This is a genomic window from Bacillus suaedaesalsae, from assembly GCF_016890225.1.
GTDB lineage: Bacteria > Bacillota > Bacilli > Bacillales > SA4 > Bacillus_BS > Bacillus_BS suaedaesalsae.
Genome location: NZ_JAFELM010000022.1, coordinates 45,118 through 58,745, shown reverse-complemented (window position 1 = coordinate 58,745; position 13,628 = coordinate 45,118). Strand labels below are relative to the sequence as shown.

The following is a 13,628-nucleotide window of genomic DNA, read 5'->3' as shown; positions in this document are numbered from 1 at the left end:
TTTTTGGGGGCTCTTTTTTTTACATTTCAATATAATATCTTCTATCTTTAGTAACCCCGGTAAAGGGAATGTTTAGTGATGTAAGTATCCTTTTCGTTGTTGCATCTGAATCTAACCTTAAGAATTCCCTTGCTTCCTTATTGGTTATTGTTTCGTTTATTAATAGGCTGAAATCTCTTAGTGCTATTTGATGCGCATTTTTTGATTTGTTCTTACATATCTGACACAGCCATTTACCATGCAATCTTTTCATAGGTAATGCACCACATGCTGGACATTGGACACCTGTCAAAAGTTCCTGTTGACTTATATTAAATTTTTCAAGAATATCAAGCTTAACTGACTGATTAATTTTTAATAAGTACTTCGATAAATTTTTTATTTCCTTTGAACTCAATCTAGTTTCCTTATATTTATCGTCAATCTCCTTTAACCTTCTTGCTAGATTCCCGCTATGAATAAGTTTTCGCGAGATATCCTCTTGATTATTGGAGGTTTTCAGTATAGTTAAAGGATTGCTTATTACAGCTAATGTTTCAATAGGAGTATAGGGGTATTTCCTTTTAGTTAGTAGAGTGAGAAGTTGAAATTTTTGTCTTTCAATTTGCGAAAGTGGATCCGGTAAAGCTACTTCTTTACCATTCATTGTTCGGATTAGCTGGTGAAAATGAGGATCATAATGTAACACACCAGCATAATTCTTAACCTCAATTAGTAAGATATACTTTTCCGTTATTAGTAAATAATCGATTTGAAAGTAATACACCCCGTTATGTAACCTAATATTATGTAGAACCGTATAGTTATCTTTGGATAAGAAACTAAGATAATAATCTAGTGATTTCTCACCCTTATACCCCGCTATACTTCTTGAATAGGATTCAACTACTGTTTGATACCTAGGATGATTAGGGGATAATCTTCGTTCTAAAGCCTGCAACTTTTCTAAATAAAGCGGTAAATCTTTCTCTTTCTCATTCATGAAATCACCTTCTTGTTTTAATCGATTCAATTAAAGCAAGAGATAAAACTTCTAGCAAACATTAATAAATAGATTACTTACCTCCATATTCATCTAAAACGGGGTGAATTCAGTATCATTTTTACTTTTTTATTGTTAAAGTAGACTATAATTTCGCAAAAACATAGTATTTTTCCAACGATTGCAAACGATATTCAATGGAATATACTTAATTCGGCGAAATCATTAAACTTTCCGGCGATTTTTCACATTTATTCGGCGAAATTAAATTTATATTCGGCGAATTCTCTGTATTTCGCTTAATTATCTTTCTTTTCCAACAACACTTTACTCTAATTCAACGAAATATTAATAATTCAACGACTCAACTCTCATTCTCCCTTTTAAAATAGCCCTAACAAAAAAAGCCCCAAAAGGCTTTTTAAATCATCGGCGTATAATCGTAACAGTACGGCGATCCATATAATCACGAATCCATTTTAAAATATACGGCTTCACTACTTTTCGAGAAGCAGGAAAAAGCAAGATAAACCCTATTGTATCTGTGATAAATCCAGGGGTAAGAAGTAATACGCCACCTACTAAAATACATAGGCCATCGATAATTGCTTCTCCTGGCATTTGACCACGGGACATTTGATATCTTACTTGCTCGATGGCACGAATTCCTTGATTTTTTGCTAACCACGCTCCAATAACACCTGTAGCGATGATTAACAATATTGTAGGAATCGGTCCTATTGTTTTACCAGCCATTATTAATATACCAATTTCAAGTGCAGGAACAATTATAATAAATGCGAGTAATAGTCGAAACATCACGTACCTCCGTTCAAAAGAAAATAGAGAAGGGCATGTCCCCTTCTCTACAATATATCATATTTTTTGTTTAGTTATTACAGAACGCTTGCGTGTCCGCTATAAATTGTGCCCCGTGAAGCATCAACTGTCACGTCTTGACCATCCTTTAAGATGCTTGTTGCATCTTCTACTCCAACAATTACAGGAATACCTAGACTTAATCCTACGACTGCTGCGTGACTTGTTAAGCCACCTTCTTCCACAATTAGAGCGACAGCCCTTTCGAGTGCTGCCATCATATCACGGTCTGTACTGTTTGTTACGAGAATGTTGCCTTCTTTCATTTTCTCGTTTGCTTCCGCTCCGCTGTTTGCAACGACAACTTTACCGAATGCAGTTTTTCTGCCTATACCTTGACCTTTTGTGATGATGTCTCCTACTACATGTACCTTCATTAAGTTCGTAGTACCCGTTTCGCCTACTGGAACACCAGCTGTTATGACAATTAGGTCACCGTGTGTAATGAGACCAGTATTCATTGCTTGTTGAACTGAAAGCTCAAGCATTTCATCTGTTGTGCTTGCTTCTTCCCCAAGCTGCGCCATTACTCCCCAAACTAGAGAAAGACGACGTTGTACACCAGAATCAGATGTTACTGCAATGATTGGTGCCTTCGGACGATATTTGGAAATCATGCGTGCTGTATGTCCACTTTCTGTTGGTGTAACAATTGCTGACGCATCTAAGTTCAATGCTGTATGAGCAACAGACTGACCAATCGCATCCGTAATGGTGTTACCGCTAATTTTGCTTCTATTTTGTAATATTTCTTTGTATTGAAGTGCTTGCTCTGCTCGTGTTGCAATATTATTCATTGTTTTCACAGATTCCACTGGATAGCTTCCTGCAGCCGTTTCACCTGAGAGCATAATTGCATCAGTTCCATCAAAGATGGCATTAGCCACGTCACTTGCTTCTGCTCTAGTTGGGCGTGGGTTACGTTGCATAGAGTCTAACATTTGAGTAGCCGTAATAACTGACTTACCTAGTGCATTACACTTTTTAATTAGTTCTTTCTGTACTAACGGTACTTCCTCAGCAGGAATTTCAACACCAAGGTCACCACGCGCAACCATAAGACCGTCTGAAACTTCTAGAATTTCATCAATATTGTCTACACCTTCTTGGTTCTCGATCTTAGGAATAATGGCAATATGGGATGCCTTGTTTTCCTCAAGAAGCTCCCGAATTTCAAGAACATCAGATGCACGACGAACGAAAGATGCTGCGATGAAATCAACACCTTGCTGAATACCAAAGCGGATATCGTTTGCATCCTTTTCGGTCATACCTGGAAGTTTCACTTTCACATTTGGAACGTTAACTCCCTTTTTGTTTTTGATCGTTCCGCTATTTAAAATCTTTGTTTGAATATCAGTATCTGTCTTTCCAATAACCTCTAATTCAATTAGTCCGTCATCTAATAGGATTTTTGATCCTACATGGACATCATCAATTAGTCCGTGATATGTAACTGAAAATCTTTCTGCTGTTCCCACAACTTCTTGCATCGAAATGGATACTTCTTTTCCTGCTACTAATTCAGCCGTTCCGTTTTCGAATGTATTCGTACGAATTTCAGGACCTTTTGTATCTAGAAGGATGGCAACCGTTTTCCCTGTTTGTTTTGAAGCTTCTCTAATATTTTGGATTCTAGCACCATGCTCCTCATAATCACCATGAGAAAAGTTCAATCTCGCTACATTCATTCCTGATTCTATTAATTGAGTAAGCTTTTCAACTGTTTCACTTGCTGGACCTATCGTACAAACAATTTTTGTTTTACGCATGTTTACACTTCCCTTTACCTATTGTTATTACTTATATATCTAAAATTGTGGCTATTTTCGCATAGATTGTGATTTTCGAATTCGAGAAACACGTAAAGATTAAGGATTCGGGGCACCTTTTCGTCAATGAAAAGAATATTTCAATTGTATTGACCTATTAAAGATACACGAAATTTGATTTAATAGCAGCAAAGTTTACGAAAAGAGCCTATATTGATAACTCTTCTGATAATTTGTACATGGACAGATCCAATGTGTGCCTTTGGGAAAGTGCTTCTGAAATCGAAAAATCGACAAGCTTGTTTTCTTTTATTCCAACTGCTCTACCTTTTTTTCCATCTAATAGAAGCTCCACTGAATATGCACCTAATCGACTAGCTAACACACGGTCTGATACTGTTGGTGATCCCCCGCGTTGGATATGTCCGAGAACACTAACGCGTGTTTCTAAATTCGTCGCTTCTTTAATTTGTTTTCCAATTTCAACACCACTACCTACACCTTCAGCTACTACAATAATACTATGACGTTTCCCACGATCATGACCTCTTTTTAGCCTTCCAATCACGTCTTCCATGTCAACTGTAGCCTCAGGAATGAGAATTGTTTCAGCACCTCCAGCTAAACCTGACCAAAGTGCTATATCTCCTGCATGACGTCCCATTACTTCAATAATATATGTACGTTCATGAGACGTTGCCGTGTCCCGAATTTTATCTATTGCATCAATTACAGTATTTATTGCTGTATCAAAACCAATTGTAAAATCAGTACCTGGTATATCATTGTCAATTGTCCCTGGAACACCGACACAAGGGAAGCCATGCTCTGTTAGTTTTTCTGCACCACGGTATGAGCCATCTCCGCCGATAACAACTAAACCTTCTATCCCATGCTTATTAAGCTGTTCGATTCCTTTTTTCTGACCTTCCAATGTCTTGAACTCTTCAGAGCGAGCAGAATATAAAAATGTTCCACCACGATGAATAATATCTCCTACTGAACCAAGCTCAAGTTTTTTTATTTGACCAGTCATTAATCCTGTATATCCTTGGTAAATTCCATACACTTCTACATCATGGAAGATTGCCTTTCTAACTACTGCACGAATCGCCGCATTCATTCCAGGAGAATCTCCACCACTTGTTAAAACTCCTATTTTTTTCATTCCTTCACCTCATCACTTATTCATTCGCTATTTTGATATGTTTTATAAATGTTTTGTGAAAAATCTATCCTAGACATTATGTATAGTATGTGAAATTGGTTATATCTTTCATTCCACCGTAACTAAAATAACACGTAAAAATAGTGAAAACAATAGACAAAAATAGCGAAAACGTGCACCTCCCAAGGGATTAGAGGTGCACGTTTCCTTATTTCAAGCCAATGGTATCGTTTTCAAAGGTAAATTTTCCGATTTTTTTGTATTTTTCATATCGGTGTTCTACTAGTTGTTTTTTGTCATATTCCATTAGTTCTTTTAAAGATTGAAGTAAAAATTGATCGACTAAATTTGTTTGTTCAACAAGGTCTCGATGTGCTCCACCTCTTACTTCAGGAATAATATCATCGATAACGCCTAATTCCTTTAAGTCAGGTGCAGTAATTTTCATCGTATCAGCTGCTTTTTTTGCTAGTCCTGCATCTTTCCATAATAAAGCTGCCGCTCCCTCTGGAGAGATAACTGAATACCACGAGTTCTCAAGCATAAGGACATGATTTCCAAGTCCTATTGCCAGTGCCCCTCCACTTGCGCCTTCACCGATAACGATACAAATAACTGGCACAGTTAAGCCAGCCATCTCAAATAAGTTTTTTGCGATAGCCTCTCCTTGCCCTCTTTCTTCAGCTGTTTTTCCTGGAAAAGCACCTTTCGTATCAAGGAAACAAATAATAGGGCGATTGAATTTCTCTGCCTGCTTCATTAAACGTAATGCCTTACGATATCCTTCAGGGTGTGGCATTCCGAAGTTACGACGAAGATTCTCCTTTGTATCTCGACCACGTTGATGCCCAATAACTGTAACAGGTAATCCATGGTATTTAGCAATACCTGATACAATTGCTTCATCATCCCCATAGTAACGATCACCGTGACACTCAAAGAAGTTCGTAAATAAATACTTAATATAATCAAGAGTTGTCGGGCGTTCAGGATGTCTCGCAATTTGAACTCGATCCCACGGGCCTAGGTTGCTGTATATTTCATTTTCTAGTTTTTCTAATCGCTTTTCTAATTTTTCAATTTCACTAGATAAATCAACATCTGCATTTTTTGTAAACTCACGAAGCTCTGCAATTTTGGATTTTAATTGGTTAACTGGACGCTCAAATTCTAATTCTCCTAGCATTCTAGTTTCCCTCCCAGCCCGTGAATAGCTACAATATTACTTAGTACTTCTCTCATTTCTAAACGACTGACTACTGCATCTAGCTGACCGTGTTTTAATAAAAATTCAGCAGTTTGGAAGTCCTCCGGTAAATCTTCACGAATTGTTTGCTCAATAATTCTTCTACCTGCAAAACCGATTAATGCTCCTGGTTCAGCAAAGTTGTAATCCCCAACGGATGCGAAACTAGCTGTAACTCCACCAGTTGTCGGATGTGTCATCACTGAAATATATAGAAGTCCTTCATCACTAAATCTTTTTAACACTGCACTGATTTTTGCCATTTGCATTAAACTTAATACACCTTCTTGCATCCTAGCACCACCTGATGCTGTAAAAACAATAAAAGGAACACGTAATTCCATTGCATGTTCGATAGCTCTAGTAATCTTTTCTCCTACAGCTGAACCCATACTAGCCATACGGAAAGAAGCATCCATCACGGCAATTACAATTTTATTTCCATCAATTTCTCCTTCACCTGTCAGAACAGCTTCGTTTAAGCCCGTTTTCTTTCTGTCCTTCTCTAGCTTCTCTAGATAATCAGGGAAACCTAATGGGTTTTCGGAGATCATTTGTCTATCATATTCCTGGAATGTACCTTCATCTAATAAGCTATCGATTCTCTCAAACGCAGTCATCGGATAATGGTAGCTACAGTTCAAGCATACTCGAATGTTCTTTACTAACTCTTTTGTATACATGATTTTCTTACATTTTGGACACTTTGACATAATTCCTTCTGGTACATCTTGTTTACTTTGTTCAGAAGGTATCGTTGCGTACTTCTTCTTTTTTGTAAATAAATCTTTTAACAAAATTAAACCTCCCTTATCCATGATGGAAAGCTTCTTCTTAGATGTATTCAATCATTCATATAATTGTTGTCCTATACACTTTACTTAAAATGTCAGGAAGATGGTGTAAAAATTTGTCGTTTGTAATTCGACAAATAATTCATTCGTACATTTTCTGTATTTGTTGGAATGCTAGATTTAAATTCTTTTCTTCAAATGCAGAAAGTAAATTTTCATATATTTCAAGATCCAGTTTATTCTCTAATGGCAATGATGCAATATAGTACTCAGATAATAGCAGCCATATCTTTAATAAAAGGCGATTGTTAGTTGCTAGAAAAATACTTTTCATAAACTCCTTATCACAATGTTCAGGAGCACACTCTATTAAAATTCTAAGTTTCTTTATATGTTCAGTTGTGATTCTTGCCATTGCTAAAGTAATTGCCTGTTCTTCAATGACTCTTTTCGTCTCAACTAAATCGTCCTTCGCTCTTCCAGTTTGAAGAATAAAGCCACCGATTAATTCAACAAGATGGTGACCTCCGAAATCTTTTACGAAGGTCCCCTCTCCTCTTCTTGTTTCAATTAATCCTAAAAGTTCAAGTGCTCTCAAAGCCTCTCTTACAGATGACCGTCCAAAATTTAACCGATCAGCAAGTTCGCGTTCAGATGGTATTTTATCACCAGTTGTTAATTGATCATTTGCGATAATATTTTGTATTTGTTTTATGGTCTCAATATATACCTTAGATTGTGGTTCATTCACCACGTTATTCACTCGCCTTTTCCGATAATAGCCAGATCCCTTGTTTTTTGAGCAACTACTTCTGGATCCATTTGAATTCTCGCTACCCCTGTTTCCATTGCTGCTTTTGCAACTGCTGCAGCAACTGCTGGTGCAACACGTGGATCAAATGGAGCTGGAATTACATAGTCAGCAGTAAGTTCATTTTCAGTAATTAGACTAGCAATTGCTTCAACCGCTGCAATTTTCATCTGTTCATTAATGTGTGTCGCCCTAACGTCTAAAGCACCTCTGAATATACCCGGGAAAGCTAGTACGTTGTTCACCTGATTAGGGAAATCAGATCTACCTGTACCAATAACTTTTGCTCCTGCTTCCTTCGCATCCACTGGCATGATTTCAGGATTCGGATTTGCCATTGCAAATATTATAGGATCAGGGTTCATTTCTTTAATCATTTCCTTCGTTAATGCACCCTCAACTGATACACCAATGAACACATCTGCACCTTTCATTACATCAACTAGTGATCCTTCAATTTTCTCACGATTTGTATAGGAAGCGACTTCTTCCTTCACACTATTCATACCAAAAGTACGGCCTTCATAGATGGAGCCTTTTGAATCACACATAATAATATCTCTAACGCCATAACGATATAAAAGTTTTATAATGGCAATCCCGGCTGCTCCCGCACCATTGGCAACAACTTTAATTTCAGACATTGATTTCCCAACCAATTTTAATGCGTTCACTAGACCTGCAACGGTTACAATAGCAGTTCCATGTTGATCATCATGGAAGATTGGAATGTTTGTTTCTTTTTTAAGACGTTCCTCAATAACAAAACAATTTGGTGCTGCGATATCCTCTAAGTTCACTCCACCAAAAGTTGGTTCAAGGAGTTTCACAGTTTCAATAATTTTCTCTATATCAGTCGTATTAAGACATATTGGGAAAGCATCTACACCCGCAAAGCTCTTAAACAACACAGCCTTTCCTTCCATTACTGGCAGAGCAGCTTCAGGTCCGATATTCCCAAGCCCTAATACAGCAGTTCCGTCCGAAACTACCGCAACCATGTTGCCCTTCATCGTATATTCGTAAACTTTATTCTTATCATCATAAATAGCTTTACAAGGCTCTGCTACTCCTGGAGAATAGGCTAAGCTTAAATCCTTTGCATTACGTACTGGGATCTTAGATTGTGATTCTAATTTTCCTTGATGGATTCTATGGATATGTAATGCTTCTTCCTTTAATGTTGACATTCTATTGTTCACTCTCCTAAAAATTGTTACCAGGTCTCAAAGTGGTCTGACCACGGTAACTATTTTACAATCATATCAAAAATTTAAAAGTTGTAAAGAACTTTATCGTGATTTTAGTACAACATTCTTCTCCCCTATCACGTCACGAATTTTGCTCATACATTGTTCTGTAGGCGTTACATGAAAGTTTTTAGGAAGTTTAATTGTTTTTTGATTTTCTTCATAATACATTACAACTTCAGTATCACCATGATGCTGTGATAATAACTGTTTTAATGTAAACAAAGTTTCTGAATTCTCGTATTTCGGCTCAATTTTAATAAATAACACCTGTTCTACATACGTTTCCTTCAATTCATCCATCGTTTTTGCATTCTGAACTACAAATTGAACAGAATTATTTCTCGTTTCAAATTTCCCTTCTAACAAAACGACATTACCTGCTTTTAAAATTTTGAAATATTCTCTGTGTTTATTTGGAAAGACCGTTGCTTCTATTTCACCACTTTCATCACTAATGACGAGAAACGACATTTGTTCTCCTTTTTTCGTACGTATCGTTCTTTCATTTGTTATGAGTGCGACTATATGGACCTTCTTACTAAGATAGCTCCCAGCCCCGTCCTGAATCGTAATGGGTTTGTAGCTTCTCCAATATTTTTCATAGGCAGTAGTTGGGTGGCTTGATAAATAAAAACCAATTGCCTCTTTTTCAAATTTCAGCTTATCTTCTGCTTTTAGTGGCTCCACTTGTATATATTGAGGCTTAAGTAAGAGTTCTTCATCAAAGGAAAAATCAATCTGGTCTTCACTTTCAGGCTTAACGAGCTCTGCATAATCAAGAGCCACATCAATACTTGCTATTAACGTAGAACGTTCTTCTTTAAACTCATCAAAGCAACCAGCAAATATTAATGATTCAAGTGTCTTTCGATTTGTGCTTGTTCTTGTGCAGAACTCAAAAAGGTCTTGAAAAGGTCCTTCTTTCCTACTTGCCGAAATTTTACGCAATGTTTGAGCACCCACATTCTTTATCGCAGCTAAGCTGAACCTGATTGCACCATTTTGAACGAGAAAGGCAAAGTGACTTTTATTGATAGAAGGTGGCAGTACATCAATGCCCTTCCCCTTCGTTTCTCGAACATACCCTGCAACTTTGTCTTCATTTCCTATCACACTTGTTAATAGCGCTGCCATGAAAAAGATTGGAAAATTCGCCTTTAAATAGGCAAGATGATAGGCTACTAAACTATAAGCAACAGCATGACTTCTGTTGAAGCCGTAATTTGCAAATCGAACGATTAAATCATATACCTCATGTGCTACAGCTTCGTTATAGCCTCTTCTAATGCAGCCATCTACAAAGTGTTTACGCTCGGAATCTAGAACATCCTTTTTCTTTTTACTCACAGCTCTTCGTAGTAAATCTGCTTCTCCTAGAGAGAAACCTGCCATTTTCGACGCAATCTGCATAATTTGTTCTTGATATACAATAACGCCGTTTGTTGGCTTTAAAATCTCCTCAAGGTGTGGATGAAGGTACGTTACCTTAGAAGGATCTTGTTTATTTTCGATATAAGTGGGGATATTTTCCATTGGACCTGGTCTATACAGAGCATTCACAGCTACTATATCTTCAAAGTGTGTCGGCTTTAATCGTTTCAACACACTTCTCATCCCAGAGGATTCTAGTTGGAAAACACCTGTCGTGTCACCTTTACTTAAAAGACTAAATGTTTTCTGATCATCTAAGGGTACATCTTCTAGATTAATCGTCAGCTTTTTTTCATAACTAATCATTTCTAAAATTCTCTTGAGTATCGTTAAGTTACGTAAGCCTAAAAAGTCCATTTTTAAAAGACCAATTTCTTCTAATATATCCATTGAATATTGTGTCAAATATACACCTTGTCCACCATCTTGAATTGGAACAATGTCTGTAAGAGGTATGTCACTAATAATCACACCAGCAGCATGTGTCGATGTATGTCTCGGAAGACCTTCAAGCTTTTGCGCAACATCAAACACTTTTTTAATAATAGTAGATTCATCTATATGCTTTCTAAGTGCTTGTGATTCCTGATAGGCTTCAGATAGTGTAATTCCAAGTCTGGATGGAACTTTTCTAGCAATCGCATCTGATTCTTGGGGCGAAACTCCTAATACTCTTCCAACATCACGAAGAACTGCTTTGGTAGATAACGTACCGAACGTAATAATTTGGGCTACATGAATAGCACCATATTTCTGTGATACATACTGAATCATTTCATCTCTTCGATCGTCCGGGAAATCAATATCAATATCAGGCATTGATATTCTTTCTGGATTTAAGAATCTTTCAAATAATAAATTGGATGGAACAGGATCGACATTTGTTATACCAAGTACAAAGGAAACAAGAGATCCTGCTGCAGACCCACGGCCAGGTCCTGTTAATATTCCTTGATCATGAGCATATTTCATAAAATCCCAAACAATTAAAAAGTAATCACTAAAGCCCATCTGCTTTATAATGGTTAGTTCGTATGAAAGACGCTCTAGGTACTGAGTGTTCTCTAGTTTTCTATTCCTCAAACCTTCATGGCAAAGTTCTTCTAGATAAACGTGTGCATCCTTTGTGCTTGGGACTGGATACTTTGGTAATAACTTTTGTCCAAACTCTATAGAAATATTACACTTGTCTGCTATCGTTTTTGTGTTGTGTAATGCAGATTCGTATCCCTTAAATTGGATTCCCATTTGTTCTTTAGATTTCAAGAAAAACTCTTCACTTGGAAGCTTCTCTCGAGTCATATCTGATAGCTTTGTTCCATTCTTGATTGCTAACAAGCACTCTTGAACGAAAGCATCTTCTTTATATATGTAATGAACATCATTTGTCGCCACAAGTTCAATTCCCAGACTTTTATTCCATTCTATCAATACATTTCTAATAGTATTCTCACCTTGTAAACCATGATTCTGAATGGAAAAGTAAAACTCATTATGGAAAATTTGTTTGTATTCTAACGCAACTGCTTTCGCCTTTTTATGTTCATCCTGTAAGATGAGCTGTTCAATTTCTCCTTTAATACCTGGAGATATCGCAATAATCCCATCACTATAGGCCCGTAACCATTTCTTTACGATCGCATCACGATTCATTGTTAGTGCTGTACTGCTAATCTTAATTAAATTTTTATAGCCTTTGTTATTTCTCGCTAGTAAAACTAATGGATAACTTACTTTTTGTTCCTCATCTTGATAGACAGAAATCGTTAAACCGATAATCGGTTTAATTCCCTTTGCTTTACATGCTTTATAAAACGGAATTGCACCGTATAAATTATTAACATCCGTGATCGCTAATGCTTGAAAGCCTAAATCGGCTCCTCTTTGTACAAGTTCCTCGATTTTACAGCTACTAGATAATAGACTGTATGCACTCTTCACTTGGAGGTGAATAAATTCCATGTTTTCCCCACCTTCCTTCTATAGATAAACGCATGGTTCTTCTTCCTTAACCGATTGTTTGTTCGTTTCCTTCTATCTCTCATTATAGTTAAGCAATAATCGCAAATCAAAACATACTTATGAAAGTCTGTCCATATAATTGATAATAAGAGAAAGGGTGACAACAAATGGGTGTTAAAGTAGGATTTATTGAGTATTTTTTCACAAGTTATTTTATTGCTCTGGGAGTTATTCTTGGTGGATGTATTTTAGGTGGATTAGGTGCGTTTTTCATAGGAAATGCCCCGCTACTTACGATGTATCGTTTAGCAGGAAACTTAAAAATTTGGGCAATCGTTGCAGCTATAGGTGGTTCATTTGATGTTTTTTATAGTTTTGAACAAGGGATTTTCCAGGCAAATACTAGAGGTATTATCAAACAGATTTTTGTTATATGCTCCGCAACCGGAGGAGCTCAAACAGGTGCATTAATCATTTATTGGTTAACTCAGGAGAATCCAGATATATGAGAATTCCACCTTATTATGAAAAAGGCAGTTGGCAGCGTTTCTTTGCAGGTTGTGTCTTTGGTGCCATCTTCAGCTGGATAGCCTTTGCTTATATGTTTGGTGTTTACCAAGACACTCAAATTAAGCATATTTCGAAACAGGCACAGGAGATTAAAAATCTAAGTGAAGACATAGAAATATGGAAAGAGGACTATAAAAAGCTAAATGAAGAAAACCAAAAAGGTTTAACTCTACAAGAAGTAAAAGTAAAGCTTATAAACGCAGAAAAATATAAATTTGATGGGTTACGAGAGCTTACGCTTGAATCAGAGGCTCGAAAGGATATAAGTCATTTAATCGCAAAAGAAATATCGATGATATACGAGAGTAAGGAACTTATTCGAAAAACAATAGAAAATAAAACATTTACAATCGACGAAAAGGACTACCAGCTTGAAGTACGTGGAATTTACTTACTTTATACTGAGTTAGAGGTTCAAGTATCAATGAAGTTCAAAGATGATAAATCCAGGGAATTGTGAACAATTTATTATATTATTCAGAATCGTTAGCAATTCTCTTCCTTAGCGTATACAATAAGATGAGGCAATATATCACGCATGTTAAGGAGGGAACGATTGTGATTATTAATCGGAAACAATTAGTACGTGAAAAGGTTCAGCAAGTAATTGCCGGTTATTCTGCATATGCAGAAACAAAAGAAGTAGCCTTAATGCTTAAAAAGGAACTTCAATTATTAAATATTGATGTTCACGAAGATATTACGAATATGGGTTCTTGGTTTATCCCAGTTAAATCCGAAGTTATTAATTAAGGCTAAA

Annotated in this window: 12 protein-coding genes; 3 read left to right on the top strand and 9 right to left on the bottom strand. The window is 36.6% G+C overall.

Features of this window, described 5'->3' with window-relative positions; genetic code table 11:
* Positions 1-19 precede the first annotated feature (19 nt).
* The 9 genes from JR050_RS07330 to JR050_RS07290 form a co-directional block, all read right to left on the bottom strand.
* Entirely contained in the window at positions 20-982 is a 963-nt protein-coding gene (locus JR050_RS07330) for a nuclease-related domain-containing protein (protein WP_204202867.1), read from the bottom strand.
* Between the two features lie 426 nt (positions 983-1,408).
* The gene (locus JR050_RS07325) at positions 1,409-1,801 is read right to left on the bottom strand and encodes an FxsA family protein (RefSeq protein WP_204202866.1); all 393 of its coding nucleotides are present in this window, start codon (positions 1,799-1,801) and stop codon (positions 1,409-1,411) included.
* Between the two features lie 77 nt (positions 1,802-1,878).
* Positions 1,879-3,633 carry a pyruvate kinase gene (gene pyk / locus JR050_RS07320; RefSeq protein WP_204202865.1) on the bottom strand — a complete coding sequence of 585 codons (1,755 nt, stop codon included), beginning with the start codon at positions 3,631-3,633 and terminating at the stop codon, positions 1,879-1,881.
* 208 nt (positions 3,634-3,841) lie between these two features.
* Positions 3,842-4,801, bottom strand: a complete 960-nt coding sequence (pfkA, locus tag JR050_RS07315; RefSeq protein ID WP_204202864.1) for a 6-phosphofructokinase — start codon at positions 4,799-4,801, stop codon at positions 3,842-3,844.
* 208 nt (positions 4,802-5,009) lie between these two features.
* On the bottom strand, positions 5,010-5,987 hold the full coding sequence (gene accA, locus JR050_RS07310; RefSeq protein ID WP_204202863.1) for an acetyl-CoA carboxylase carboxyl transferase subunit alpha: 978 nt from the start codon (positions 5,985-5,987) through the stop codon (positions 5,010-5,012).
* Positions 5,981-6,844 (bottom strand): acetyl-CoA carboxylase, carboxyltransferase subunit beta, encoded by an 864-nt coding sequence (gene accD, locus JR050_RS07305; RefSeq protein WP_204202862.1) that lies wholly within the window; start codon positions 6,842-6,844, stop codon positions 5,981-5,983. The genes accA and accD overlap by 7 nt, the downstream gene beginning before the upstream one ends.
* Positions 6,845-6,983: 139 nt before the next feature.
* Positions 6,984-7,595: a FadR/GntR family transcriptional regulator gene (locus JR050_RS07300; RefSeq protein ID WP_346726721.1), complete on the bottom strand. Its 612-nt coding sequence runs from the start codon at positions 7,593-7,595 to the stop codon at positions 6,984-6,986.
* A 5-nt stretch (positions 7,596-7,600) separates the two neighbouring features.
* Complete coding sequence (gene ystJ, locus JR050_RS07295) at positions 7,601-8,842, bottom strand: NADP-dependent malic enzyme (RefSeq protein ID WP_204202860.1); 1,242 nt, start codon at positions 8,840-8,842, stop codon at positions 7,601-7,603.
* A gap of 102 nt (positions 8,843-8,944) precedes the next feature.
* Complete coding sequence (locus tag JR050_RS07290; protein WP_204202859.1) at positions 8,945-12,298, bottom strand: DNA polymerase III subunit alpha; 3,354 nt, start codon at positions 12,296-12,298, stop codon at positions 8,945-8,947.
* Positions 12,299-12,465: 167 nt separating this feature from the next.
* On the opposite strand from JR050_RS07290, the gene JR050_RS07285 reads away from it, so the two are divergent.
* The 3 genes from JR050_RS07285 to JR050_RS07275 all read left to right on the top strand — a co-directional run bounded on the left by JR050_RS07285 (position 12,466) and on the right by JR050_RS07275 (position 13,621).
* Entirely contained in the window at positions 12,466-12,807 is a 342-nt protein-coding gene (locus JR050_RS07285) for a YtrH family sporulation protein (RefSeq protein WP_204202858.1), read from the top strand.
* Positions 12,804-13,328 (top strand): sporulation membrane protein YtrI, encoded by a 525-nt coding sequence (ytrI, locus tag JR050_RS07280; RefSeq protein ID WP_204202857.1) that lies wholly within the window; start codon positions 12,804-12,806, stop codon positions 13,326-13,328. The genes JR050_RS07285 and ytrI overlap by 4 nt, the downstream gene beginning before the upstream one ends.
* A 98-nt stretch (positions 13,329-13,426) precedes the next feature.
* Complete coding sequence (locus tag JR050_RS07275) at positions 13,427-13,621, top strand: YtzJ family protein (RefSeq protein WP_239454191.1); 195 nt, start codon at positions 13,427-13,429, stop codon at positions 13,619-13,621.
* The last annotated feature ends 7 nt before the right edge of the window (positions 13,622-13,628 follow it).

What these genes read in the sequence shown, in the direction of transcription:
- JR050_RS07330 (WP_204202867.1), bottom strand. Translation starts at nt 982, where the DNA reads ATGAATGAGAAAGAGAAAGATTTACCGCTTTATTTAGAAAAGTTGCAG.
- JR050_RS07325 (WP_204202866.1), bottom strand. Translation starts at nt 1,801, where the DNA reads ATGTTTCGACTATTACTCGCATTTATTATAATTGTTCCTGCACTTGAA.
- ytrI (WP_204202857.1), top strand. Translation starts at nt 12,804, where the DNA reads ATGAGAATTCCACCTTATTATGAAAAAGGCAGTTGGCAGCGTTTCTTT.
- pyk (WP_204202865.1), bottom strand. Translation starts at nt 3,633, where the DNA reads ATGCGTAAAACAAAAATTGTTTGTACGATAGGTCCAGCAAGTGAAACA.
- JR050_RS07285 (WP_204202858.1), top strand. Translation starts at nt 12,466, where the DNA reads ATGGGTGTTAAAGTAGGATTTATTGAGTATTTTTTCACAAGTTATTTT.
- accA (WP_204202863.1), bottom strand. Translation starts at nt 5,987, where the DNA reads ATGCTAGGAGAATTAGAATTTGAGCGTCCAGTTAACCAATTAAAATCC.
- ystJ (WP_204202860.1), bottom strand. Translation starts at nt 8,842, where the DNA reads ATGTCAACATTAAAGGAAGAAGCATTACATATCCATAGAATCCATCAA.
- JR050_RS07290 (WP_204202859.1), bottom strand. Translation starts at nt 12,298, where the DNA reads ATGGAATTTATTCACCTCCAAGTGAAGAGTGCATACAGTCTATTATCT.
- pfkA (WP_204202864.1), bottom strand. Translation starts at nt 4,801, where the DNA reads ATGAAAAAAATAGGAGTTTTAACAAGTGGTGGAGATTCTCCTGGAATG.